Origin of the sequence: Lactococcus sp. AK05, from assembly GCF_041026685.1 — a bacterium.
Taxonomy (GTDB): domain Bacteria; phylum Bacillota; class Bacilli; order Lactobacillales; family Streptococcaceae; genus Lactococcus; species Lactococcus lactis.
Map to the genome: position 1 here is coordinate 373,272 of NZ_JBFTEI010000002.1, position 26,328 is coordinate 399,599.

Annotated in this window: 24 protein-coding genes and 2 tRNA genes; 8 read left to right on the forward strand and 18 right to left on the reverse strand. The window is 36.0% G+C overall.

Going from position 1 to position 26,328, the window contains the following annotated elements:
• Positions 1 to 114: 114 nt before the first annotated feature.
• On the reverse strand, positions 115 to 690 hold the full coding sequence (locus AB6B24_RS06385) for a TetR/AcrR family transcriptional regulator (protein WP_047206428.1): 576 nt from the start codon (positions 688 to 690) through the stop codon (positions 115 to 117).
• Positions 691 to 885: 195 nt separating this feature from the next.
• Between AB6B24_RS06385 and AB6B24_RS06390 the strand changes: the two genes are divergently transcribed.
• Positions 886 to 2,082, forward strand: coding sequence for a multidrug efflux MFS transporter (locus tag AB6B24_RS06390; RefSeq protein ID WP_311843984.1), 1,197 nt, complete (start codon positions 886 to 888; stop codon positions 2,080 to 2,082).
• A gap of 15 nt (positions 2,083 to 2,097) precedes the next feature.
• Here the strand turns inward: AB6B24_RS06390 and argH are convergent, their stop codons facing one another.
• A complete protein-coding gene (gene argH, locus AB6B24_RS06395) occupies positions 2,098 to 3,477 on the reverse strand; it encodes an argininosuccinate lyase (protein ID WP_003131811.1) in 1,380 nt (459 codons plus the stop codon).
• Between the two features lie 30 nt (positions 3,478 to 3,507).
• A complete protein-coding gene (locus AB6B24_RS06400) occupies positions 3,508 to 4,701 on the reverse strand; it encodes an argininosuccinate synthase (protein ID WP_311805470.1) in 1,194 nt (397 codons plus the stop codon).
• Between the two features lie 159 nt (positions 4,702 to 4,860).
• On the opposite strand from AB6B24_RS06400, the gene AB6B24_RS06405 reads away from it, so the two are divergent.
• Positions 4,861 to 4,947: transfer RNA gene (locus tag AB6B24_RS06405), tRNA-Ser, on the forward strand.
• Positions 4,948 to 5,142: 195 nt separating this feature from the next.
• On the opposite strand, the gene AB6B24_RS06410 is transcribed toward AB6B24_RS06405, so the two are convergent.
• Both AB6B24_RS06410 and AB6B24_RS06415 read right to left on the reverse strand, forming a co-directional pair.
• Positions 5,143 to 6,306 (reverse strand): MFS transporter, encoded by a 1,164-nt coding sequence (locus AB6B24_RS06410; protein ID WP_010905134.1) that lies wholly within the window; start codon positions 6,304 to 6,306, stop codon positions 5,143 to 5,145.
• Between the two features lie 121 nt (positions 6,307 to 6,427).
• Positions 6,428 to 6,748, reverse strand: coding sequence for a SugE family quaternary ammonium compound efflux SMR transporter (locus AB6B24_RS06415; RefSeq protein ID WP_026138844.1), 321 nt, complete (start codon positions 6,746 to 6,748; stop codon positions 6,428 to 6,430).
• A gap of 241 nt (positions 6,749 to 6,989) precedes the next feature.
• Between AB6B24_RS06415 and AB6B24_RS06420 the strand changes: the two genes are divergently transcribed.
• The 3 genes from AB6B24_RS06420 to AB6B24_RS06430 all read left to right on the forward strand — a co-directional run bounded on the left by AB6B24_RS06420 (position 6,990) and on the right by AB6B24_RS06430 (position 8,613).
• On the forward strand, positions 6,990 to 7,925 hold the full coding sequence (locus AB6B24_RS06420; RefSeq protein ID WP_369164330.1) for an alpha/beta hydrolase: 936 nt from the start codon (positions 6,990 to 6,992) through the stop codon (positions 7,923 to 7,925).
• 84 nt (positions 7,926 to 8,009) lie between these two features.
• A tRNA-Leu gene (locus AB6B24_RS06425) sits at positions 8,010 to 8,095 on the forward strand.
• A 218-nt stretch (positions 8,096 to 8,313) separates the two neighbouring features.
• The gene (locus AB6B24_RS06430) at positions 8,314 to 8,613 is read left to right on the forward strand and encodes a YbaB/EbfC family nucleoid-associated protein (protein ID WP_010905131.1); all 300 of its coding nucleotides are present in this window, start codon (positions 8,314 to 8,316) and stop codon (positions 8,611 to 8,613) included.
• An 89-nt stretch (positions 8,614 to 8,702) separates the two neighbouring features.
• On the opposite strand, the gene AB6B24_RS06435 is transcribed toward AB6B24_RS06430, so the two are convergent.
• The 5 genes from AB6B24_RS06435 to secA form a co-directional block, all read right to left on the reverse strand.
• Positions 8,703 to 9,011, reverse strand: a complete 309-nt coding sequence (locus tag AB6B24_RS06435; protein WP_311805475.1) for a hypothetical protein — start codon at positions 9,009 to 9,011, stop codon at positions 8,703 to 8,705.
• A 167-nt stretch (positions 9,012 to 9,178) separates the two neighbouring features.
• A complete protein-coding gene (gene ptsP / locus AB6B24_RS06440; RefSeq protein WP_311805478.1) occupies positions 9,179 to 10,906 on the reverse strand; it encodes a phosphoenolpyruvate--protein phosphotransferase in 1,728 nt (575 codons plus the stop codon).
• 2 nt (positions 10,907 to 10,908) lie between these two features.
• Positions 10,909 to 11,175 (reverse strand): phosphocarrier protein HPr, encoded by a 267-nt coding sequence (locus tag AB6B24_RS06445; protein ID WP_003132292.1) that lies wholly within the window; start codon positions 11,173 to 11,175, stop codon positions 10,909 to 10,911.
• A 250-nt stretch (positions 11,176 to 11,425) separates the two neighbouring features.
• Positions 11,426 to 12,463 carry a 3-deoxy-7-phosphoheptulonate synthase gene (locus tag AB6B24_RS06450; RefSeq protein ID WP_311805480.1) on the reverse strand — a complete coding sequence of 346 codons (1,038 nt, stop codon included), beginning with the start codon at positions 12,461 to 12,463 and terminating at the stop codon, positions 11,426 to 11,428.
• 129 nt (positions 12,464 to 12,592) lie between these two features.
• Complete coding sequence (secA, locus tag AB6B24_RS06455; protein WP_311805482.1) at positions 12,593 to 15,190, reverse strand: preprotein translocase subunit SecA; 2,598 nt, start codon at positions 15,188 to 15,190, stop codon at positions 12,593 to 12,595.
• Positions 15,191 to 15,365: 175 nt separating this feature from the next.
• Between secA and AB6B24_RS06460 the strand changes: the two genes are divergently transcribed.
• Positions 15,366 to 16,010, forward strand: a complete 645-nt coding sequence (locus tag AB6B24_RS06460) for an FMN-dependent NADH-azoreductase (RefSeq protein WP_311805484.1) — start codon at positions 15,366 to 15,368, stop codon at positions 16,008 to 16,010.
• A 34-nt stretch (positions 16,011 to 16,044) separates the two neighbouring features.
• Entirely contained in the window at positions 16,045 to 16,536 is a 492-nt protein-coding gene (locus tag AB6B24_RS06465) for a MarR family transcriptional regulator (RefSeq protein WP_195935975.1), read from the forward strand.
• 39 nt (positions 16,537 to 16,575) lie between these two features.
• On the opposite strand, the gene AB6B24_RS06470 is transcribed toward AB6B24_RS06465, so the two are convergent.
• From AB6B24_RS06470 to dtd, 5 genes are all read right to left on the reverse strand, one after another.
• Complete coding sequence (locus AB6B24_RS06470; RefSeq protein ID WP_311805486.1) at positions 16,576 to 17,217, reverse strand: 1-acyl-sn-glycerol-3-phosphate acyltransferase; 642 nt, start codon at positions 17,215 to 17,217, stop codon at positions 16,576 to 16,578.
• Positions 17,218 to 17,365: 148 nt separating this feature from the next.
• A complete protein-coding gene (locus tag AB6B24_RS06475) occupies positions 17,366 to 18,775 on the reverse strand; it encodes an APC family permease (RefSeq protein ID WP_012896953.1) in 1,410 nt (469 codons plus the stop codon).
• Between the two features lie 138 nt (positions 18,776 to 18,913).
• On the reverse strand, positions 18,914 to 19,537 hold the full coding sequence (locus AB6B24_RS06480) for an HAD family phosphatase (protein ID WP_311805488.1): 624 nt from the start codon (positions 19,535 to 19,537) through the stop codon (positions 18,914 to 18,916).
• A 2-nt stretch (positions 19,538 to 19,539) separates the two neighbouring features.
• Entirely contained in the window at positions 19,540 to 20,535 is a 996-nt protein-coding gene (locus AB6B24_RS06485) for a TMEM175 family protein (protein WP_038598458.1), read from the reverse strand.
• The gene (gene dtd, locus AB6B24_RS06490) at positions 20,528 to 20,983 is read right to left on the reverse strand and encodes a D-aminoacyl-tRNA deacylase (RefSeq protein ID WP_311805490.1); all 456 of its coding nucleotides are present in this window, start codon (positions 20,981 to 20,983) and stop codon (positions 20,528 to 20,530) included. Before dtd ends, AB6B24_RS06485 begins: the two co-directional genes overlap by 8 nt.
• 190 nt (positions 20,984 to 21,173) lie before the next feature.
• Here dtd and AB6B24_RS06495 point away from each other — a divergent pair, with 190 nt between their 5' ends.
• A complete protein-coding gene (locus AB6B24_RS06495; RefSeq protein ID WP_095586636.1) occupies positions 21,174 to 22,109 on the forward strand; it encodes a glycosyltransferase family 2 protein in 936 nt (311 codons plus the stop codon).
• A gap of 13 nt (positions 22,110 to 22,122) precedes the next feature.
• On the opposite strand, the gene AB6B24_RS06500 is transcribed toward AB6B24_RS06495, so the two are convergent.
• The 3 genes from AB6B24_RS06500 to AB6B24_RS06510 form a co-directional block, all read right to left on the reverse strand.
• Entirely contained in the window at positions 22,123 to 24,345 is a 2,223-nt protein-coding gene (locus AB6B24_RS06500) for a bifunctional (p)ppGpp synthetase/guanosine-3',5'-bis(diphosphate) 3'-pyrophosphohydrolase (protein WP_003132277.1), read from the reverse strand.
• A gap of 200 nt (positions 24,346 to 24,545) precedes the next feature.
• Entirely contained in the window at positions 24,546 to 25,502 is a 957-nt protein-coding gene (locus AB6B24_RS06505) for a polysaccharide deacetylase family protein (protein WP_311803887.1), read from the reverse strand.
• A 28-nt stretch (positions 25,503 to 25,530) separates the two neighbouring features.
• Positions 25,531 to 26,283 (reverse strand): 16S rRNA (uracil(1498)-N(3))-methyltransferase, encoded by a 753-nt coding sequence (locus tag AB6B24_RS06510; protein ID WP_311803886.1) that lies wholly within the window; start codon positions 26,281 to 26,283, stop codon positions 25,531 to 25,533.
• Between the last annotated feature and the right edge of the window lie 45 nt (positions 26,284 to 26,328).

Below are 26,328 nucleotides of genomic sequence, written 5' to 3' on the forward strand. Positions count from 1 at the left end.
TTTACCATAAACTTGCTAAAAAGTCACTATATCACCTGAAAACGTTCTATTTTATTGAAGGGATTAACAGTTACATTTAGCATTTAAAAATACCATGTATTTAACATGGTATTTTTAAATATTTTCTGGATTATCTAGACGACTAAGCAGATGATTGACCATGTAAGTAAAGGATTCTTCTTTAGAAATTGATCCAGACTGACGGAAATATCCTAATTGTGTTAAAGTGATAAATCCATGAAGCGTTGAGCGAAACATCCGACTGATATGAAAATTTTCTTCTTCTGACAAATGAAAATTTTCCAAGCTTCGTCGAACCAAACGAATATTTTCTTTTGCTAAATATTCAAGTTCTCCATTATTTGTTTGATGTATTACATTAATAAGTTCATAAACTGCTTCATATTTTTCAGCAAATTTTTTATAACTCTCAGCATAAGCCCTAAGTGCTGCCAAAGGAGTTAGTCCCACCATTGCATGAGTTAGTTCATAGTTTAATTCTTTTTGGAGGTAGACTGCCGTTGCCACACGTACTTCTTCCATATTTTTAAAATGATTATAAAGTGACGGAGCTTTAATTCCAAAATACTCAGCTAAGCGCGGAAAACTAACATTAGAGAGACCAATTTTACCAGCTAGTTCAATAGTAGCTTGAACAATTTTATCACGAGTCAATGCAATCCTTGCCATAATTGGATTCCTTTCAATACTTTCGATGCCGAAAGTTTACTCGAAGTTTGAACTTTTATAGTCGATTCAAACTATCTTACTATCAGTATAAAACTATTCTCAATCTTTTTCAAGCAATGGTCCATTATTGACAAACTACGAACAATAGTTTTATAATATTATTATGAATACATCAAGAAAGAAGGACATTCACTTATGAAAGAATCATGGCAACGAAATTTAATTGTCCTTTGGTTTGGGACATTTATGACGGGGATAGGTTCAAGCCTTATCGCCCCTTTTATATCACTTTACATCAGTACACTTGGCCATTACTCAAAAACGGAATTAAACATCTGGTCAGGCTTGGTCTTCTCATCCACTTTTATTGTTTTAGCAATCGTTTCTCCCCTTTGGGGAAGATTAGCTGACCAGAAAGGTCGGAAATTGATGCTCTTACGCGCTTCTCTTGGGATGGCAATTTCAATTTCATTAATGGCTTTTGTTACAGCTGCTTGGCAATTGCTTATTTTACGCATGCTACTTGGGGCCTTTTCCGGTTTTGTTTCTAATTCAATGGCCTTAATGGCCAGTTCTGCACCAAAGGAAAAATCAGGGGCCGTCTTATCGCTCCTTACAACAGGATCTGTTGCTGGAACTCTTATCGGTCCAATCATTGGCGGAATACTTGTTAATATAACTGGTTATCGTCGCGTTTTTAGCGTCACAGGAATCATTATGTTTCTCGTCTTTTTCCTTGCTTTATTTTTTGTCAAAGAAACATTTAAGCCCGTTGAGAAGAAAAACATGCTTTCCTATAAACAAGTTTGGGAAGTTGTTACTCACCCATCCATTATTTGGGGCATGTTTTTTGCAACCCTCATTACTCAAATGACCAATCAATCGATTAATCCTGTTCTTTCACTCTATGTCCAAGAACTTATGCATGGTCAAGGAAACATTACTTTCATGGCCGGAATTGTCGCTGCTGCCCCAGGAATCGTTACATTAGTGGCTGCTCCATTCTTAGGTCGTCTAGGCGATAAAGTTGGTCAAAGAAAAATCCTAGGTTTTGGACTTTTCTTTTCACTAATCGTCTTCTCAATCACAGCAATGACAACTAATGTTTGGTTTTTAATTGTTATGCGACTACTTGTCGGAGTTTCTGATGCAGCAATTCTCCCTTCAGTGCAAGCAATTTTAGCAAAAGAATCTCCTCAAGCTATTACTGGTCGAATTTTCTCTTATAATCAATCTGCTCAATCAATTGGTGCTTTTGCAGGTCCCTTACTTGGTTCAGCTATTGCTGGATTTATTGACTATCGTTATGTCTTTGTGGGTTCAGCAATTCTGGTTGTCTTTAATTTAATAAACTACTTTACACATACTAAATCACTTGCTGTAAAAAACTAATTATAAAAAAGAACTTCAAATTTGAAGTTCTTTTTTTGCTTCTTCTATTTGTTTTTTAACTGATTCAAATCCTGTACCACCTAGAGAATTTCTTCTTGAAACTGCCGTTCTTGATTTTAAAACTTCATAAACATCTTCATTGATTAATGGAGATAGCATTTGATAATCTTGTAAATTTACATCTTGGAGGTAAATTCCTTTTTTTATACAATCTAATACTAAGAGACCAACTAATTCATGAGCTTTTCTAAAAGGAAGGCCCTTTGCTGCAAGGTAATCGGCCAACTCTGTCGCATTAGAAAAATCTTGTTCAGTTGATTTTTCCATGTTTACACGGTTTACAGTTAAAGTTGACAACATCCCATTCATAACTGTTAAAGAAGTTATTATAGTATCAGCACTATCAAACATTCCTTCTTTATCTTCTTGCAAATCTTTGTTATAAGCTAAAGGTAAACCTTTCATCACAGTCAATAAAGCTGTAAGATTTCCATAAACGCGGCCTGTTTTTCCTCTGATTAATTCTGCCATATCTGGATTCTTTTTCTGTGGCATAATAGAAGAACCCGTAGAATATGCATCAGACAGACTGACAAATTTGAATTCATGACTAGACCATAGTAAAAGTTCCTCACAAAATCTTGATAAGTGCATCATTAACAAACTTGCATTTGAGAGAAATTCTAAAATAAAGTCACGGTCACTGACCGCATCCATTGAATTATCATAAGCCTTCTCAAAACCAAGTAATTTTGTCGTCAACATTCTATCAATCGGAAACGTTGTCCCAGCTAGAGCTGCCGCTCCTAAAGGATTCATATCTGTATGCTTAACATTAAATTCAAAACGTTCAAAATCACGTGTCAGCATTTGATAATAAGCCATTAGATGTTGACCAAAGGAAATCGGTTGTGCATGTTGTAAATGAGTATAACCAGGCATAATAGTGTCAATTTGGTTTACAGCGAGCTTTACAATTGTTTCTCTTAACCCTTTTAAAGCTTCTAAAACGGCCTCTAAGATACTTTTGAGGTATAGATGCATATCTGTTGCCACTTGATCATTTCTAGAGCGAGCCGTATGCAATTTACCAGCTAGTGGACCAATTTCTTGATGAAGATAAGATTCCATATTCATATGGATATCTTCATTTTCCATCTTGAATTCAATTTGGCCATTAAGAAGCTTTTCTTCTACTTTTTTCAGACCTTCGGCAATTTTTTGGGATTCCTCGGTAGTAATAATTCCTGTTTCACCCAACATCTTTACATGAGCTAATGAGCCTTTTAAATCAAAAGGAGCAAGTCGTTGCTCAAATTTAATTGATGCTCCAAATTCTTCCGTTTGTTTATCTAGTGACGCCTCAAAACGTCCTCCCCAAAGTTTTTCTACCATTCTCTTACTTTCCAAATTTTCCTATAGCTATTATTTGAGATTTACTTGAGCATTGACTTGAGTAGGTAGACCCCACAATTTAATAAATCCAACTGCCGCTGCTTGGTCAAACTCATCTGCAGCAGTATATGTTGCTAATTTTTCGCTGTAAAGCGAATTAGTTGATTTACGTCCCACTGGTGTTGCTAAACCTTTATATAATTTAATTTTTACAATCCCGTTAACTACTTTTTGAGTTTCATCAAGATAAGCGATCAAAGCCTTAGTAGCAGGATTGAACCACAAACCATTGTAAATCAAGTTTGCTAATTCATTTTCAAGAACTGGTTTAAAATGTGCAAGTTCTCGAACGAAAGTTAAATCTTCCAAATCTTTATGTGCTTTTAATAAAGTAATGGCAGCAGGACATTCATAAAATTCACGGGATTTAATCCCAACCAGGCGATTTTCAATATGGTCAATCCGACCAATTCCATGTTTTCCTGCAATAATATTCACTTCTTTAATGATTTCATGCAATTCTAAGCTTTTTCCATTTAAGGCGATTGGTAATCCTTCTTTAAACTCAACTTCGATAAATTCAGCTTCGTTTGGAGCGTCCTCTACAGAATTAGTCATAAAGAAAGCATCCTCTGGACAAGTATTCCAAGGATTTTCAAGAACACCAGCTTCAATCGCACGTCCCCATAAATTCATGTCAATTGAGTAGGGATTGTCTAAATCAGCAGGAATAGGAACACCATTTTGATTGGCATATTCGATTTCTTCTTCACGAGCCCAATGCCACTCACGAACTGGAGCAATGACTTCAAGCTCAGGCGCAAGAGAATGGATGGCTACTTCAAAACGCACTTGGTCATTTCCTTTTCCTGTACAACCATGAGCAATAGCCGTTGCCCCTTTTTCTTTGGCTACTTCTACTAATTTTTGAGCAATCAAAGGGCGACTCAAAGCGGATACTAAAGGATATTTATTTTCATACATTAAATTTCCTTTGAGTGCAGCTCCAACAAATATTTTAGCGAATTCTTCCTTGCAATCCAAAACAACAGATTCCACTGCCCCTACTTTAAGTGCCTTATCATGAATAAAATTCAAGTCTTTTCCTTCACCAACGTCCATGCAGGCAGCAATGACGTCAAATCCTTTATCAGTCAACCATTTTACAGCAACACTTGTATCCAATCCACCCGAATATGCCAAGACAATTTTTTTGTTTCCCATCATTTTTCTTCTTTCAAATTAATATAAATGCAATTGTACAGCATATTTATTCATTTGTCAACATTTTTGTATAAATATGCGTTTTATTTTCATTCTAGCAATTTCATATTATTTCAAGAAGAGAATCAACTGTGATATAATTAATTTAGATAAAGGAGTGGAGCCATGGCAGAGTGGTAATGCAGCGGACTCGAAATCCGTCGAACCGTGTAAAGCGGCGCAGGGGTTCAAATCCCCTTGACTCCTTTTATAAATGGATTTTTCTACCCTATTTGAAAAAATTATAGAAAATCCAGTGACCAATACGCTTACTCCTTTTCCTCCTGACTGTATAAGATTACATCAGGAGGTTTTTTTATTCAAAAAAATTTTTGTTTATGAAAAAAACTACCACTTTTTGCAAGGTAGTAGTTATAAATATAATAAAATTGAAAGTTTTATTTAGATTTTACTGAAATTTTTTCTGTTTAAGAATAGTGATAAAAATCCGGTTCCCAGTAGAATAATCGCAGAGATATAATATGGAAATAAATGGTTAAGGTCAAACATATAACCCGCGGCCATTGGCCCTAAAATATTTCCAAAACTCGTAAAGGCTGAGTTCAAGCCATTGATTGCCCCTTGCCGATTGCCCGCATGCTTTGAAAGATAGGTTGTTACAGCCGGTCTAAATAAATCAAAGGCCAGAAAAACAACAAATGTAGAAAGAGCAACGACTAAATTTGATTTTGTAAAGGCAATAACAGCAATGAAGATTGCACTGGCAAAGAAAGTTAATTGAATCAAGCCAAGTTCACCAATTTTATTGACGATTGCATCAAATAAGAAAAGTTGGAAAAAGAGGGCTAAAATTCCACTCACTGTAATAACCAAAGCAATTTCACTCATACTAAAACCAAAGTTAATGCTTGCCATGATACTATAAATTGACTCAAAGGCCTGTAAACCAAATGATGAAATCAAAATAATAATAAAGAGTGAACCAAATAATGGATTTTTGAGAATATCAAGAAATGAAACTTTTTCGATTTCTTGATGACTTTCAATTGTGCGCTCTGGTTCTTTTAAAATTGTGATTGTTAAAATAAAACCAAGGAAAGCTAAAATTGCTGCAACATAAAAAGGAACACGTATTCCAAAATGGGCAATAAAACCACCCACTCCAGGACCAATAATAAAGCCACCACTGATTGCTGCTGAAACAAGTCCCATCGCTTTAGGACGTTCGGCAATTGTGGTCATATCAGCCACGTAAGCAGTAACTGAAGGCATGAGCATCGCAGCTGCAACGCCCCCTAGCGCTCGCGAAATATAAAAACCTGTTTTCGCTTGTGCTAAACCAAATAAAAGTTCAGAAAAAGAAAAAATAATCATTCCAATGGCAATGAGTTTTTTGCGCCCAATTTTATCAGATAAAGCACCAGCGACTGGTGAAGCAACCAATTGAGCAATTGCAAAAATAGAAATCATCATTCCCATTGTTGTTCCTGAAAAGTGCATTTGTTCTTTAAGGGTTGGCAAAACAGGAATGACTAAACCTGCACCCAAAAATACTAAAAACAAATTAGAAATTGCTAAATTCATCATGCTTTTTTTGTTTTTCATTTTTTCCTCCTCATTAAAAATAGCAAATAGATTATTCTATTGCTATTTCTTTTATTTTTTACCAATTCTCTTATTATATCATGAAATCTATATACTAAAAAATTAAAAGACTGTATCATCTTTAGTGACCGCTTGTTACTTTTATTCCAATAATACCCACGACTAAACAGGCAATGAAAAGCCAAGTTAATGTTGGGACTTTATCTTTGAATAGAATAAGTCCGATTAAGATTGAGCCAACGGCTCCAATCCCCGTCCAAATTGGATAAGCAATCCCTAAAGGTAATTTTTTTAGAGCTAGCGCAAGAAAACCAAAGCTAGCAATCATTCCGATGATTGTCAGTAGTGTAAACTTCAAATTTGAAAAGCCGTGGCTCAACTTCATTGTTGTTGCCCAAGCCACTTCAAATGTTCCCGCTATAAGTAAATAAATCCAAGTCATTTTTGCCTCCTCAGCTAAAAAAAGAACGACCATCTACATTTCTTCTCAGACCTACTGAAATGCAAATAATCGTTCATACGATTTAACTCCCGGTGGAGTATTTATTCTATTTTCTTCATTCTATCACACTTTTATTAAAAATGCTAAATATATTTTTTAGAGTTGAATGATTAAATCTATTATTAAAATAGAGAATCTTTTAATTTTGGTTTTACATTGAATTTCATGTATAATAAAATTCATGAAAAAATTTAGAAAAAAACAAATTTGGCGTGTGATAATTGGCCTTTTTGCTCTTCTTTTAGTTATTAATTTAGGAGCAACTTTATATTTTTATCAAATTGCCTGTGTTCGAAATAATCAACAAATTGGCCAGGTCAACAGTAGCAGTCCTAATTATTCTTTGGTACAAAAATTCGATAAATTATCAAAAAGTACTGAGTCAATTAAAAATGATGGTCTGAAACTTGATGCATGGTATGTTCCAGCTGAACACAAAACTAATAATACAGTAATCGTGGTGCATGGTTTTCGTCAAGATAAATCGGCTATGCGCCAGTATGGTCAACTTTTTCATGAATTAGGTTATAATGTGCTCATGCCAGATAATCGTGGGGCCGGTCAGTCAGAAGGCAAATTCATCACTTTTGGTTATCATGACAAATTTGATGTCATTGCTTGGGCTAACTATTTAACTGACAAGAATCCTGAGAGTCAAATCAGTCTTTACGGACTTTCCATGGGAGCTTCTACAGTAATGATGGCTTCCAGCGAAAAATCTTTGCCTTCGTCAGTAAAAAATATTATTGAAGATTGTGGATATACCAACGCTTGGGATGAAATTACTTATCAAGCAAAAGAAAGTTATAATATTCCACCTTTCCCACTCGTTTATAGTGTTTCTCTTGAAAGTAAATTGCGACAAGGTTGGTTTTTCCAAGAAGCTAGTGCTACAAAAGCACTGACAAAAGATAAACTTCCTATTCTATTGATTCATGGAAGTAATGATACTTACGTCCCTACTTCGATGGTTTACGAAAATTATAAAGCCGTCAAAAAAGGAACGCCAAAAGAATTATTTGTTATCAAAGGGGCTGCTCACGCCAAATCATTTGAAACAAATCCTGAACTTTACCGCCAAACAATTTCAAAATTTATGAAAGCTTATAATCCATAATTTACTATAAATCTTGTCAGTAAATTACGAGTTAATTCTTGACAGAGAACAATGAAAATGGTATTATATTTAGGTACTGTTTTCGCGGTGGTGGCGGAATTGGCAGACGCGCAGGATTAAGGATCCTGTCGGGAATTTTCTTGGTGCGGGTTCAAGTCCCGCCCACCGCACTAATAAAACTCAGCTAAGGCTGAGTTTTTTTGTCTCATTTTTTACTGACAGAAATCTCCTCAAACCTTTCTACTTCTGTCAGTAAATAAAAAGTAACTTTACATAAGTTTCATTTGCCTCTCCTTTATTTTCCTATTTTTTTATTATCTTTTTTTATGGTAAAATAGAGAAGTGTTGAAAGGCTTTCAACAAAATTTCTAAAAGAGGTAATATTTCCATGATGAATATGCAATCAATGATGAAACAAGCACAAAAACTTCAAAAACAAATGCAAGTTTCACAAGAAGAAATTGCCAATACAACTTTTGTTGGTAAATCTGCTCAAGACCTTGTAACTGTTGAATTTTCAGGTGACCGCACTTTGAAATCTCTCGACATCAAACCTGATGTGATTGACCCTGAAGATCCTGAAACTTTACAAGATATGGTTACTGACGCTGTTAACGATGCGCTAAGCCAAATCGAAAAAGTTACTGAACAAAAACTCGGAAAATTCACTAAAGGATTACCATTTTAATCCTTTCTATAAGTTACTGACAGAATTGTCAGAGTCTCTCTATAAACTCTCAGAGTACAAAGGGATTCGACTTTTCATCAGTAATTTTTTTATTGTCCATAAGGCAATGTCAGCAACCAAAAAGTGGTCAATAAAAGAAGGATAATATTGAATATCAGAGTAGTTACGCTCAATTTTGACCAGTAGATGCCACTCTTACTGACAGAGCGTTGAATAATATTAGGAAGAGCCATAATAAGAGGAAGCGCAAAAATATTCAAGACTGAACCGCTTGTTTCTTTACTCGTCAGAATTATCCAGAAATTCAGCTTAATTTGCTGAGGTAAAATTAAGAGAAGTATTAAACAAAAGATTAATTCTCCAATTAGCCAATAATCAAAAAAATTTAGCTTTTTCATAAAACTCCTTATCCACTTATTATTATACTCTTTTCAAATTCAACTGATACAAAAAAACTTATCCACGTGGATAAGTTTTTTTGTCAGTAAATTTGTTGTTGATAAATAGATTACAAAAAATCCTGTCAGAACTGACAGGATTCATTTATTCAAATCAATTGAAAAGATTATTTAGTGTATTCTTCAACGAGGGCAATAACTTCTTCCATTGTTGCACATTCGCTCAAAGCTTTGCTAGACAATTCTTCCATTTTCTTAGAATCCAAACGTTTCATAAGTGAACGAGTTTGGAGTACTGATGTTGCTGACATAGAGAATTCGTCAAGCCCCATACCCATAAGCAATGGTACAGCAGTTTGGTCGCCGGCCATTTCACCACACATACCAGCCCATTTACCTTCAGCGTGAGCTGCTTTGATTACATTGTTAATCAAACGAAGGATTGATGGATTGTAAGGTTGGTAAAGGTAAGAAACTTGTTCATTCATACGGTCCGCAGCCATTGTATATTGGATGAGGTCGTTTGTACCAATTGAGAAGAAATCAACTTCCTTAGCAAATTGGTCTGCAAGCATTGCTGCTGCTGGAATTTCAATCATGATACCTACTTCGATACCATCTGCAACTGGAACACCTTCAGCAATCAATTTTGCTTTTTCTTCGTCATAAATCTTCTTAGCTGCACGGAACTCAGTTACGAGAGCAACCATTGGGAACATGATACGAAGTTGTCCGTGTACAGAAGCACGCAAAAGTGCACGCAATTGTGTACGGAACATTCCGTCACCAGCTGTTGAAAGGCTGATGCGAAGTGCACGCCATCCGAGGAATGGGTTCATTTCTTTAGGAAGATCAAAGTAAGGCAATGTTTTGTCACCACCGATGTCCATTGTACGGACAACAACTGGTTTACCGTTCATTCCTTCAAGTACAGCTTTATATGCTTCGTATTGGTCATTTTCTGTAGGGAAATCTTGTGCATCCATGTACAAGAATTCTGTACGATAAAGACCAATTGCTTCAGCACCGTTATCGTTAACACCTTCAACGTCTTTAGGTGTTCCGATATTAGCAGCAAGCTCATAATGACGTCCGTCAGCTGTAACAGTTTCAGCGTCTTTAAGAGCAGCCCATTCTGCTTTTTGAGCAGCATAAGCTTCACCAGCTTTGTGGAATTCGCTTTGTTGTTCAGTAGATGGATCAAGAATTACTTCACCAGTCAATCCTGAAACAGCCAAAAGTTGACCTTCAGAAACAAGTTCAGTAATATTATTTGTTCCAAGAACAGCAGGAATTTCCAAAGTACGAGCCATAATTGCAGAGTGAGAAGTACGTCCACCAATGTTAGTAACAAAGGCTTTAACGAATTTCTTGTCCAATTGAGCTGTATCAGATGGTGTCAAGTCTTCTGCTACGATGATTACTTCTTCATCGATAAGCGCTGGACTTGGCAATTTAACACCAAGAAGGTGAGCCAAAACACGTTTTGTAACGTCTTTAATGTCAGCTGCACGTTCTTGCATATAAGCATTATCAGTCATTCCTTCAAAGATACCGATAAACATATCAGTTACTTCTTTGAGGGCTGATTCAGCGTTAACTTTTTTGTCGTTGATTACTGCTTTAATTTGAGCAGTCATATCTGGGTCAGCGAGGACCATCATATGAGCGTCAAATACAGATGCTGCTTCTTCACCAAGGGTTGTTACTGCTTTGTCCTTAATAAGTTGAAGCTCGCTTTGAGATGTAGCAAGTGCTGCATCAAGGCGAGCTTCTTCATTAGCTGTGTCAGCAATTGTCTTTGTTTCGAAAGACAAATCTGGTTGGACAAGCAAGTATGCCTTAGCTACTGCTACACCTGATGATGCGGCGATACCTTTAAGCATAGTTGTCATGATTATTCTGCGAGTCCTTCTTTAGTCATTGTTTCAGCGATTGTTGAGATTGCATCGTCAGCATCTGCACCTTCAGCTGAAATAGTAACGTCAGCGCCTTGACCAACACCGAGTGACATAACACCCATGATTGATTTAAGGTTTACTGATTTACCTTTGTATTCCAAAGTGATTTCTGATGTGAATTTTGAAGCTGTTTGCACAAGCAATGTAGCTGGACGTGCATGGATACCAGTTTCTGCAACGATGTGGAATTCTTTAGATGCCATTTTTATGGTTCTCCTTAGATGTTTTTTCATTTTTATTGACGATATCTAAAATATCTATCACTCTTGAAATTGTACCACAAAACGAAAGGGTTTGCAATATCTGCTGTTAATTTTTCATTATTTTTTTCATGGCTGCTTTTGAATGGTTGCTAGACTTTGATTTCTTTTATCATCAAATAAGTATTTTTTATATTATTTCCCTGAAGAAAATGAGCTGAAAAAAAGCTGTCAGTTCTGACAGCTTTCATTTTTAGTTATTTTTGTTTTCAGCTTCGTAAATTTCTTGAACAAGTGCTTCTGTTTTATCCCAACCTAAACATGGGTCAGTAATTGATTTACCAAATACTTCTGGTTTATCTTGGCGACCATCTTCTAGGTAAGATTCAATCATGAAGCCACGAACATTTTGGCGAATTTTATCATCCCAGTCACGATTAACTAAGGTTTGACGAACAATACGGATTTGTTCCATAAATTTCTTACCAGAGTTATCATGGTTTGTATCAATGACAATAAAAGGATTTTTCAAGCCCATTTTTTCATAAATTTCAATTGTATCAAGCAAGTTATCAGTGTAGTAGTTTGGATGGTATTTTCCATTTTCATCTTGTCCACCACGCAAAATCGCATGTGCTAAAGGATTTCCTGATGTTTGAACTTCTGCACGACCAAAGAGGAAATCTTGTGATTGTTGAGCGGCGTAAATTCCATTAAACATCACTTTTAAATTTCCTGATGTTGGATTTTTCAAACCAGTTGGCACATCAATCCCAGAAGCAACAAAACGGTGTTGTTGATTTTCAACAGAACGTGCACCAATTGCATGGTAGCTGACCAAATCATCTACCATTGGAAGATTTTCTGGGTAAAGCATTTCATCAGCAGTTGTCAAACCAGTTTCAGTGATGACCTTGTAATGTAAGTCACGAACCATTTTAATTCCATTGATTAAATCGGTATGTCCATCAGCATCTGGTTCGTGAATCAATCCTTTATAGCCATCGCCATTTGTACGAGGTTTTGCAGTATAGACACGCATGACCATAAAAATTTTATCTTTAACTGCTTCTTGAAGTTTAGCTAAACGGCGAGCATATTCTAAAACTGCTTCTTCATTGTCTGACGAACATGGCCCAATAATCAAGAGTAAACGGTCATCTTCACCTTTTATAATTGCTTCAAGTTCTTTATCTCGTTGCATTTTTTTTTCTTGTTGCTCACTGTTGAGATGTCCCAACATCTTAATTGCATCAATATTTATCTTAGGACTTATTTCTTTAAAACTCATTCCAATTCCTCGTATTTCGCTTTGTTATTTTATCTATTGTATCAAAAATTTATTTAATTCTATACTTATTTGCGTCCATTAGTGATAAAAAAATTTACTGACAGAGCTGTCAGTAAATTAATTGGCCTTTTAGGCAATATGTGTACGTCCGTGACAATTTTTAAACTTCTTACCAGAACCACAAGGACAAAGGGCGTTACGTCCAACATTTTCAAATGAAATTTCTTCACTGACAGAATGTTCAGTATCAACATTTGTAATATTTTCTTGTGAAGCTGTGGTTGTCACTCTTGGCGCTTCCTGACGGATTGCCGTTTGTGGTTGAATTTGAGCTTTCATCATCAAACGAGTCACTTCAAATTCAATTGCACCAATCATATTATTGTACATTTTATATGATTCTTCTTGATATTCAACAATAGGGTTATTTTGGGCATAACCACGAAGTCCTACTGATTGACGCATTTGGTCAAGTGCATCAATGTGTTCTGACCAGTTATTATCAACAACTCGTAAGATAACTGCACGTTGGAATTCCAACTGACGTTCTGGGTCAGATAATTTTTCCATTTGTGAAGCATAACGAGCTTTGACTTTATCAAAAATCAAATCTTTCATTGCTTGTACTGACAAACCTGTCAGTTCAGATAATTCAATGCCATCTTCTGGCAACATTGTATTGTGCAATGTTTGCAAGAGATTTTTGACATTTTCTTCATCTTTAAGACTTCCTGCAAGTTCATGACCATCCACTTGACGATCAATTGTTCGCTTGAACATGCCCATCAAAACAGGAGTCATATCTTCTGTAGCCAAGATAACTTCCTGACGTTGCGCATAAATAACTTCACGTTGCTCACGGATGACATCATCATATTGCAAGACTTGTTTACGAGAATCGTAGTTATTTCCTTCGACACGTTTTTGTGAACTTTCAATCTGACGAGTAATCAAGCCAGATTTGATGACAGCATCTTCACCAGAAATACGCATTCTATCTAGGAAAGCTGAAACACGTTCCGAACCAAAACGTTTCATTAATTCATCTTCAAGAGAAAGATAGAATTGTGAAACCCCTGGGTCACCTTGACGTCCAGAACGACCACGTAATTGATTATCAATACGACGAGATTCATGACGCTCAGTACCAATAACAGCAAGACCTCGGAATTCAGGGTCTGCATGATCAATTACACCAGGCCCAAGCTTGATATCAGTCCCACGACCAGCCATGTTGGTCGCAATCGTTACTGCTCCTTGTTGACCCGCATTCATGATGATTTGTGCTTCACGGAAGTGATTTTTTGCGTTCAAAACTTCGTGAGGAATTTTTGCTTCAACCAATTTCTTAGAAATCAATTCGGAAGTTTCGACAGCAACAGTACCAATCAATATTGGTTGACCTTCAGCATGACGACGTTTAATGTCATCAATAACTGCTTTAAATTTAGCTTCCAAAGTTGGGTAAAGTAAATCTGGATGGTCTAAACGTTGAACAGGACGGTTGGTTGGAATTGGTGTGATTTGAATGTTATAAATCTCACGGAATTCTTCTTCTTCGGTTTTAGCAGTCCCTGTCATCCCTGACAGTTTTTTATACATCCGGAAGTAGTTTTGAATCGTAATTGAAGCCATTGTTTTTGATTCATCTTGAATCGGCACAGCTTCTTTAGCTTCAATTGCTTGGTGAAGACCATCAGAATAACGACGTCCAGGCATCGTACGTCCAGTAAATTGGTCAATAATCAAAACTTCTTGGTTTTCATCAACCATATAGTCGATGTCGTGAAGCATGATAAAGTTGGCACGTAAAGCATTATCTACAAAGTGAGTTAAGGCAACATTTTCCATATCATAAAGATTTTCGATTTGGAAGAATTTTTCGGCTTTATCAATTCCTTCTTCAGTTAAGGAAATTGTTTTTGATTGTAAATCAATCTTGTAATCGTCGCCTTCTTCATATTCAGAAGTAGCAACATTCAAGTTTTGACCTTTTAATGTCTTAGTGAATTGGTCAGCACGATAGTAAAGTGCTGATGAACTTTCAGCTTGTCCAGAAATAATCAAAGGTGTTCTGGCTTCATCGACCAAGATTGAGTCAACTTCATCGACAAGAGCATAGTTCAATGGCTTTTGAACCATATCTTCGGCACGTGTCACCATGTTATCACGAAGATAATCAAAACCAAGCTCAGCTGATGTTGAATAAGTGATGTCACAGTTGTAAGCTTCACGTTTTTCTTCTGGTGATTTTGAATTCAAGTTCAAACCAACAGTCAATCCAAGCCAGCTGTAAAGTTCACCCATTTCAGTCATATCACGTGTTGCCAAATATTCATTGACAGTAACAACGTGAACGCCTTTACCTGACAAAGCGTTAAGATAAACTGGCATTGTCGCAGTTAAAGTTTTACCTTCACCAGTACGCATTTCGGGAACGTCACCATTATGTAAGACAATCCCACCCATAATTTGAACGTGGAAAGGGTATAAGCCAAGCACACGGCGGGCTGCTTCACGACAGACAGCAAATGCTTCATAGAGAAGATCATCAAGACTTTCTCCTTTTGCAATACGTTCTTTTAATTCGGGAGTTTTGGCTTTCAATTGCTCATCAGTCAAATGTTCCATTTCATCAGCGAAACTTTCAACTTGAAGCGCCATTCTATTGAGTTTTTTGAGCTCTTTTTTGTCGTTTTCGACAAGTTTTCTAATAATATTCGGCATAATTTCTCTTTCACAAAAATAAGTGGATATTACCATTAATTGTAACACTTTTACATAGCTTTTACAAACTGAAATACCACAAATAATTCGAATTTAATTCGTTTTCATGTTGACAAGCAACAAAATTAAGTTTATAATGTTGCTTGTCAACAAAAAAAGAAAGAAGAATAAAAATATGACAACTTTACTTATAATTTTAGCTCACCCACATACTGACGACTTTAGCTGGTCTCTTGCTACAGTAGAAGAATTCAAAAAATCTTATCAAGAGTCTCATCCTTTAGATAAAATAATCATCCGTGATTTATTTTCAGAAAAGGTCCCAGCTCTTGATAATGAAACTTTTGCTGCTTGGAAACGTAATAAATATGCTCCTGATACACTGAGTGCTGGTGATAAAAATTTACTACATCGACACGAAGAATATTTAGAAGAATTTCTATCAGCTGACAAATATGTTTTCGTCAACCCGATGTACAACGGCTTTGTCACTGCTGAATTGAAACAATATATTGATGTTATTGCTGTGCCTAGAAAACTTTTCCGTTATACTGAAAATGGTCCGATTGGCTTACTTGAAGGAAAAAAATCGCTTCACATTCAATCAGCCGGAGGATTTTATCATAATGAACAAGCCCCAACACATATGGCTAACGATTTAGGTGCTGCTTATATTGACCAAACAATGAAAATGGTAGGAATTACTGACGAGAACCGTCAACAACTTTTCGTAGAAGGATATGCTCGCTACCCAGAACGTGCGGATGAATTAAAAGAAAAAGCATTTACCAGTGCAGAAAAATTTGGGAAAGACTTCTAATTCCCTTTTATTGTATAATGTAAGCATGGATAAGATGACCTCAGCAGACCTAAACCAACAAATTTCAAAAGAATTGCATGAGTTACGACATGCAACTGACAATCGTTCTCAGGAAAGAAGCTGGATTTTAGAGCAATTAGATAATGATAAATTAGAAAAAGAAGTTTTGACTTTGTCAGTTGTTGCCCTTCACATTTTATCAGCTTTGACCAAAGAAGATTTAACCGGTATCGAATTAGCCACAAAATTATCCGTCACTCGTGGCGGAGTGACTCGTGCTGTCCAAAATTTAATCAAATATCAGTTTTTAACTACTTATCAATCTGAAAGTGATAAAAAGAAAATTTTCTATCGCCTGACAGTCAAAGGTCGAAAAGTAGCGACCATTCACGATAAAATGCATAAAATCATGGATATTAAACTTGGACAAATTTTCGATAAATATAATGAACAAGAAAAATCAATTATTTTGAGCTTTCTGTCTGATTTCAATCTGACAGAAACAGGACTTTTTGATTCAGAATAAGTCAAAAAAAACCTAGCAAATCAATTTGCTAGAGTTTTTTTATTTTGCTTCATAATGAAAATCTGGGTTCAATTCTTTATCAAGCTCTGCAAAAGCAACTTCCATTCGACGGTTAACTTCGGCAATGCCTGCTTCATCCATTTTTTTAATATCTGAAATATCAATTGGATGTCCAATATTTATTGAAACTTTTTGACGTTTGAAAACACCTTTCATCGTCAAAGGCCCTTGATAGACGGCAGGTACAATACGGACTTTTGCCATTTTAGCAATGACCGCAACGCCACCTTTCATCTCTGCACTATGACGACTTCCTGATGGAAACATAATCATTGATTTATCTGATTCTTTAAGCATTTTAACCGCATGTTTTAAAGGCTTAGTTCCTGGATTTTTGCGGTCAACTGGAAAGGCACCACACATTTTAATCCACCAACCCCCAAAACCTTTAAACAATTCTTTTTTCGCCATGAAAATAAATTGTTTAGGACGAGTTGCAAAAGCAAACCAAACTGGCTCCCAAGCCATTCGGTGAGGGGCGACTAATATATAATTTTCATCTTTAGGAATTCGGTCAACATTGTAGTATTTACTTTTTCCATTCAAAATGAAAAGTAAAAAAGCGACAAGATTGCGTAAAAAGACATAAAAGATTCGATGTTGTTTTTCATATTCTTTCATTTTTGGGTAATTTACTCCTCATATCATAGTTGCTGATAACTTCCCTATTTTAACTTATTTTAGTAATTTTAGCAATTTTTGTCCGCTCCAAAATGATGACAAAAAAATGGTTCCAAAAGATTTTGAAACCATTTTTTATAATATCTTTTTATTTTTCTTCTGATTTTCTGCTTCGACGATTTCCATAAGCAAAATAAATCAAAATTCCAATAAGGAACCAAATTCCTGAATAAAGTTTTGCTTGCACATCCAATCCCCAAAATACAAATAATGAACCAATAAAACCAAGAGCTGGTAAAACTGGGTAGAAAGGCATTTTGTAAGTTGCTTCTGGCAAATCTTTTCCTTGACGACGACGAAGTGAATAGATTCCAAGTGTAACAAACATGAAAGCAATCAAAGTTCCTGCTGAAATAAGTTGAGCAAGGAAAGCAAAGGGGAAGAATGCCCCGATGACAATAGCAACAATGGCTAAGGTCCACACACCATTTGCTGGAAGATTTCGAGCATTCATTTTACCCAAACCTTTAGGTAAAAGTCCATCGCGTCCAAAAGCATAAAGCAAACGTGAACCTGCAAGAACCATTCCCAAAAGGGCGATAAACATTCCGGCAAGTGCAATAGCTGTTACAACTTCTGATAAAACAGAATAACCTGATTGTTGAAGAGCCCAACCAACTGGCGCTGCGTTTCCTGCGTAGGCTGAGTAAGGATGCATCCCTACAAGTACCAAGGTTACTGCTGCAAATAGAACAACAGCAATCAGAAGCGACCCAATAATTCCACGTGGCATTGTTTTTTGGGGATTTTTAGCTTCCGCTGAATTTGCTGCAATTGAATCAAAACCGATATAGGCCAAGAAAATCATTGACACCCCAGACCAGATTCCTGAGAAGCCACCAAAACCTGTTTTGGGATTGTGTGGTGGAATAAATGGATGGTAATTTGCTGGCTTAATGACCGTAATCCCAACAATAATGAAAGCAATAACAGCGGCTACTTTAAGCACAACAAGAATTTGACTGATTCGTCCAGCATCAGATGCCCCACGAAAGACAATAATTGCCGAGAGTAAAATGACTAAAAGTGAAATAATATCGACAACTCCACCGTCTGTACCAAATGGATTGGCCAATACTTTTGGGAGATGGAAACCGAGTGGCGCTAGCAATTGTTGCAGATTTGCTGAGAAGCCTGAACCAACAAAGGCAACGGCAATAAAATATTCCGCAAGCAAAGCCCAACCAGCAATCCAACCAAAACCTTCGCCAAATAAGACTGAAATCCAAGAATAGGCCGAACCCGCAAATGGCATCACTGTTGACATTTCAGCATAAGCCAAGGCAACAAAACCAGCGACTAATGCAGCAAGTAGGTAAGAAAAGACAACACCTGGGCCTGCAAATTGAGCAGCGACCTGACCTGGTAAAGTAAAAATAGAAGTCGAAATAATTGTTCCAACACCTAGTGCAAGAAAATCACGTGTGGTTAACACCTGATTATAGTGTTTATCTGCATCTCGATAAAGCTCAAAATCAGCTTTTCTCATAAATCCCATAATAAATCCTCATTTTTCTGAATTTGTAACTAAATAATTTCAATAAACTGTATTTTACCGAATTGTCTGACAATTGTCAAGAACTAACTTTATGCAGTATAAAAATATTTTTTCCAAAAAAAATTACTGACAGACTTGTCAGTAAATTATTTCTTGGAAATTGAGTTCTGTCAGTACTTTTGGTGCCTTTAGATGATAAGTTTTCAAACCTGATGCTTGTGCGCCCAAGATATTATCCGCATTGTCATCAATAAATAAAGTTTCATCAGCCTTTAAATTTGACTGACGAAGAACCTCTTGAAAACTTTCAACTGTTGGCTTTCTTAAATGCAAATCATGTGAATAATAGGTTTTTCTAAAATAAGTTGATAGAGGCTGACCCATTTCTTCAATACAACGTTGCTCAAAACACTTAGCGTGAATAGCATTCGTATTTGAAAAAAGATAGAGTGAAAAATCTGCTGACAGCTCTGTCAGTAAATCCATTCGTTCTTTTTGGAAATCTTTTAGAATTAAATTCCAATTTTCTTCAATTATTTCATCTGTCAGTTGGCTATTTGTTGCTTCTCTAAACTTGTCAAAAAAAATTTCGGGAGAAATAAGGCCTAATTCTAATTCCTCAAAAAAATCGACTTGCTTTTGCGGATTAAAATAAGCAGAAAAATCTTTTATTCCTAAGTTCTCAAAGGAGTTGACCATTCGTTCAAAACCTAAGTCTAAAATTACACCACCTAAATCAAAAATAATATTTTTTACAGTCATTATTAACCTTCTTTCAAATAAGGAACACCGATAGAACGTGTAGCAGCATAAACTTCTTCCTCCTGATTGCGGTCATTAACCATGCGGAACAAAAAGTTAAAAATAGGAACAATAACAAAGAGCCAATGTCCATAAAATGGAAAAATAATGGCAATAATCATGATGACAACATTCATTAAAATAGTTGAAAATAGTCTGATTAACCAAACACGACGCCAGAATTTAAAGGATTTAGGCATTTTATGAAAATGATCTTTAGTAATTGAATAACTTAAAAGCTCCTGCTGAAGTAAAATCACAATCAAAACCAGACCAAAATTCAGGGCACTAAATGATGTTGGAGCAACCATAATCCATTTGGTCAACAGCGGAATTAGTGAAAGCAAACCAATAAAGATAAAATCTTGAACAATGATTTTTTCCGTAATTTCCTCTGTCAGAGCAAAAATCTTGTGACGATTGAACCAAAAATTAGCTGTAACAACAAAACTAACTAAGAAGATTCCAACTGAACTGATGAACTCCCAATAACCTTGATTACCAGAAGGGACAGGAATTTCAAGGAGCATAATAGTAATGATGACCGCAATAATTCCGTCAGCAAATGCTTCAATGTGATGACGGAGCTTTTGTTTTCTAAGCTTCTCATCTTCTAAAGCATGATGAGTCATTGATTCTTGCAATTCTTCACTCGTCATCTTGGCATATTGTGGATGCGTATTGAGAAACTCTTCTTTAAGTTCTTCACGCGCTTGAATCATCTCCGGATTGCTTTGCATTTCCTCAATTTTTCGTTTCTGACGTTCAGTCAGGTTTTGACTTTGTTGTTTTCTGGCCTGCTCCTTTGAATAACCGTTATCAAGTGAGCCAATAATATTATTTTGCCAAATTTCACCAACTTGGTCAGGTTTTTCTGAGGACTGATAAGTTTTTATTTTACTGACAGAGCGAACAGGAACCCGTTTTTTTACGCTACTTTTTTGCAGTCTTTTAGCCATTTTTTCTAGCTTCTTTCGTATCTAAAATAATAGTGACAGGACCATCATTTATCAACTCAACTTGCATATCAGCCCCAAAAACGCCTGCTTTAACCGGCACAATCTGAGCTAAGCTATCATTAAATTTTTCATACATTGCTTTTGCAAAATCAGGTTTACCTGCTGCAGAAAAGCTCGGACGATTCCCTTTTTTAGTCTCCGCATACAAAGTAAACTGAGAAATTGACAAAATCTCTCCTTGAATATCTTGAACGGAGAGATTCATTTTATCAGCTTCATCTGAAAAAATTCGCATTTGCGCGATTTTACGTACTGCATGATCCAAATCAAAATTGCTGTCAGCATCTTCAACCCCAACCAACAATAAAAAGCCTTGATTAATTTTTTCCTTAATGACTCCATCAATACTGACAGAAGCTGACTTTACACGTTGAATTACTATTTTCATAATCTTTATATTTCACTCCTATGATAATCTCTTTACTGACAGTATAGCACAAAAAGTCCAATTTTAATCAGCTCTCTTTGGACATTTCTTCATTTTAATAACATCAAAAGAAAGCTTGACATCACAGGACTCTTTAGGTATTATCATAAATAGGTACTAAGATAAGATAAAAAAATAAAAAAGGAAAAAAATGGAAGAATTAGCGATTGTTGTCCCCGTTTATAACGAAGAAGAAACGATTGAGCTCTTTATTAAAGAGGTAAATGACAAAACAGAAAAACTCGAGCTAAAAAAAGTTTTTTACTTTGTAAACGACGGTTCTAGTGACCAAACGCTTCCTCTTATAAAAAAATTAGCGAGTCAAGTTGATAATATTAACTATATTAGTTTCTCAAGAAATTTTGGTAAAGAAGCAGCTTTACTTGCTGGTTTAGAAGCTACTACAGAACCTCTTGTTACAGTAATGGATGTTGATTTACAAGATCCACCTGAACTACTTGTTTCTATGTATCAGAAACTTCAAGAAGGTTATGATAGTATTGGTGCTCGCAGAATTTCACGTTCTGGTGAATCTCCACTGATTTCATTTTTCTCTCGACTTTTTTATAAGATTATTAATAAAGTTTCGACTACACCTATTGTAGACGGAGCCAGAGATTTTCGCCTTATGACTCGTCAAGTTGTGGATAGTATTTTGACACTCAGAGAAAATAATCGTTTTTCAAAAGGACTTTTTTCTTGGGTCGGTTATGATGTAACTTATTTAGAATACGAAAATCACGAACGAAGTGCTGGTCAGACTTCTTGGTCTTTTAGTCAACTTCTCCGTTATTCTATTGATGGGATTATTAATTTTTCGGAAATGCCGCTCAATATTGCGACATTTGTTGGTTTTTTTAGTTTTTTAGCCTCACTTTTACTTAGTATTTTTTATCTTCTTAAAACGCTGATTTTTGGTGACCCTGTTCAAGGTTTCCCAACTTTGATTGTTTTGATTTTACTTTTAGGCGGCTTACAACTTCTCTCTCTTGGAATTATTGGTAAATATATTGCTAAAATATTCCTGGAAACAAAAAAACGTCCCAATTATATTATTAAAGAAAGTAATTTAAAAGAGCTTGACTAAGTCAAGCTCTTTTTTAAGCATTTGTCCGTTTTACAGAATAAACATCTGGGGTCATTTTGATTTTATCAACAATCAAAGTCAAATCTGATAGATTTTTAATGCCTAAAGCGATGTGAATATTCGCCATTTTTTTATCTTTAGTGGGTTGAGCGTTAATTGAAATCAAATTTTTAGTAGAATTTGATAAAACTTGCATCACATCATTGAGTAATCCAGGACGATTAAAGCCATAGACATCAATATTAGCGACATATTCTTTCACTAAGTTTTCTGAATCATCCCATTCAACTTCAACAAGTCTTTGTTCAAAGTCTTCCATACTTCGCACATTTTGACAATCAGCTCTATGAACTGAAACACCACGCCCTTTTGTAATATACCCCACAATTGGGTCCCCTGGAACAGGATTACAACATTTGGCGATACGAACTAGTAGGCTATCAATCCCTGAAACACTGACTCCACCATCGTGACGAATCTTCATGATGTTTTTACTTGATTCGCGTTTAACTTCACCCTTCATCAGCTCTTCAGCTTCGGCTTTTTGTTTGGCTCTCTCAACTTCACGACGTTCATTTTCAGTTAAACGATTGGCAATTGTTGTTGCTGAAAGCTCACCAAATCCAATTGCTGCATACAAAGCTTCCGCATTACGGTAGCTAATCTTATTGAAGACTTCATCTAGATGTTTCTTATCTAGATACTGATTTGGTACAAATCCGCCTTCTTCCAAAGCTTCTTGTAACATTTCACGGCCTTTATTGACCGACAATTCTTTATCTTGGTTCTTAAAGAATTGTTTGATTTTGTTTCTGGCTTTATTAGTTTTAACTAGATTAATCCAGTCACGGCTTGGTCCAAAAGAGCTTGAGCTGGTAATAATTTCAACCCGATCACCTGTTTTTAGTTGAACAGATAATGGTTTCATTCGTCCATTTACTTTCGCTCCAGTCGCATGGTCACCAACTTTTGTATGGATAGCATAAGCAAAGTCAATAGGACCTGAACCTCTTGGTAATTCTTGGACTTCACCATTTGGAGTGAAGACATAAATCTTATCTGATAAAATATCTTCTTGAACGGCTTTGACAAAATCTTCTGCTGAATCACCAGCTTCTTCACGCAATTCCACAAGTTCATGAATCCAATTCAAGGTTTCAGAAATTTCATGAACATCAACTTTTGCTTTAATTCCTTGTTTGTAAGCCCAGTGAGCGGCAACCCCAAACTCAGCGATTTGGTGCATTTCTCGTGTTCTAATTTGGAATTCCATTGGGCCTTTGGGACCATAAACGGTTGTATGGACAGATTGATAACCATTGGCTTTTGGATTGGCGATGTAATCTTTAAAACGACCTGGCATTGGTTTCCAAAGGTCATGAATATAACCTAAAGTTGTGTAAACGTCACTTGTTGTTTCTGTGATACAACGAATGGCAATCAGGTCATAAATCTCATCAAAACGTTTCTTCTTATCGTGCATTTTACGATAAATAGAATAAATATGTTTTGGACGACCATAGATTTCTGCATCAACTCCAGCTTTTTCGACTCGTTCTTGTAATTTACCAATTACTTCAGCAACAAGCGCTTCACGAGCTGTTCTTTTTTCATTCATGAGACCACGAATGCGATAAAATTCTGCTTCTTCAAGATAACGGAATGATAAATCTTCTAATTCCCATTTGATACTAGCAATCCCCAAGCGATGAGCAAGAGGGGCATAAATTTCCATGGTTTCACGTGAAATCCGCTTTTGTTTATCTGGTCTGAGATGTTTAAGCGTGCGCATATTGTGCAAACGGTCAGCCAATTTGACCAAAATAACACGAATGTCTTTGGACATAGCCATAAGCATCTTACGGTGGTTTTCAGCCAATTGTTCTTCGTGTGACTTATACTCAACTTTACCTAACTTAGTAACTCCATCAACAATTTCAGCAATTTCGTCGCCAAATAATTCTTGCAAATCACCTTGGGTAAAATTGGTATCTTCAACAACATCATGCAAAAAACCACAGGAAACGGTAACGGCATCCAGTTTTAATTTGGCTAAAATTCCTGCAACTTGGGTAGGGTGGACAAAGTAAGCTTCTCCTGATGCACGATATTGGTCTGCATGGGCAAGTGAAGCACAAGCAAGTGCTTTTTCTACGAGTAAAAGGTCTGTTTCATTCATGTAGTCAGAACAGATATTGACAACTTCTGCTCCGGTTAAGTCTGGTTCTTTAGGCATAACTTTAGATACTAGACCATTTTAAAGTTGACTCTAAAATGGTGACCAGTTTTCCTCCTTATTTAGATTAATATATCATCTCATCAAATTTTGTAAGTTAAGGTTTATTTCACTTAATTTAATCTATTCTATCACATTTGTAGGTTAAGCAAAAGGATGACTATTGCAAAACTAAAGATAAAACTCCGATTATTCGGAGTTTATTTATTTTTTTCATTATAATCGGTTGAGGGTTGAATCATTTGTAGCATTTGCTCAGTAGTGGTAGAACTCATCATTCTAAAGCGTGGTAGTGTTAATAGACCATCACTTTCTTTGGCTGCTATTGCGACAGCACCATTACGGCCTGGGTCAAGCAAACCAAACTTATAACCTAACTCGTTAGCTAAATTCAAGGTATTCTGGTTATAACCCCCTGCTGGATAACAGATGATATCTGTTTTTTGCTCGAGTTTTTTATCTAAATCTGCTTTTGATTGTTCAAGTTCTGTTCGTTGAGCTTCCAAAGTGAGCTTTCCTAAATCAGGATGGCTGACCGTATGACTGCCAAAATCAACAAGTCCACTTGCTTTCATTTCCTTGATTTGTTCCCAGGTCAAAATTCCGCCTTGGCCTTTATTCACATAACCTGTGATAATAAAATTCGTAGCGTGCATATTGTATTTTTTCAACAAAGGGAAAATTTCAGTATACATTGTGACTGAACCATCATCAAAAGTAAGCCAAACCATTTTATCACTTGGTTTTTCTTTGGTCGTTAGAATTTTTTCGGCATCTGAGCCACTAACCGTTGTGTAGCCTTTTTCTTTCAGCGCTTTTAATTCATTTTCAAAGGTTACAATATTGATGTTATTACTATCTTGTGGGAGCTGATCAGCCCTTGAAGTGACATAATGAAACATCAAAATGGGCAGTTGATTTTCATTTGTTCCAGCCAGCCATTTTGTTTCTTTTGGTTGAGAAGCACTAGATGAGGCAGTGCTTTTAGCTTTTTCTTGACTTGAAGTTTGACTGCTTTTTGGGCTTGTATTTGTTTTAGGACTTAACAAATGAACCCCAGCAAAAGCAATTGCAATTATTCCAATTAAAAGAACGAAAACTGTGAGGACCGAAGCCCAGCGAATTCGTTTTTTGTTACGTTGTGCACGTTTTTTCATAATCGATTTCCTAAAAATTTTTCTTTATTTATAATAATTCAAAATAAGCTGAAATACTTGAGAGGGCATATAATGGAGCCGTTTCTGCTCTTAAAATTCGCGGCCCTAAGCCAATCATTTTTGCACCTAAATCGGAAAATTTTGTGATTTCGTCTGGACTGATTCCGCCTTCTGGTCCAAAAACGATAAGCACTTTTTGGTTGGGTAACATTTCTGTCAGTGCTTGTTTGAACATTGTTTTCTCACCCATTTTTGCTGACTCTTCATAAGCGATAAGAACTTGGTCAAAATCAGAAAATTTATTAAGTAAATCAGTAAATTGCTCAAAAAGTTGAAGTTCTGGAATCATTTGTCTGCGTGATTGTTCGGCTGCTCCTAGAGCAACTTTTTCCAATTTTTCTTGTTTTTTTGTCAGTTTTTTCTTGTCCCATTTACTGACAGAAGCTTTAAAAGGTGCTGACCAAATGGCTGTAGCTCCTAATTCTGTTGATTTTTCAACAATAAAATCGAGCTTGTCTCCTTTAGGAAATCCTACAGCTACTGTAATTTGAATAGGCAATTCTGAGGACTCTGTCAGTAATTTTATCAGCTTCACTGATTGGTCACTTGGCGAAATGACTTCTGACAGCCCAATTTCACCATCAGTAAAAACAAGACGGATTTGGTCACCACTTTTAGCCCGCATCACAGTGAAAATATGATGAGCTGCTGCTTGATTTTCAATAATAAATTCTTCGCCCAGTTCCGGTAATTTTTTAAATACAAAATATTGGTTGGCCATATTTTTTCCAATCATTTCTTAAAATAAAGTTTTGAATCTAATCTT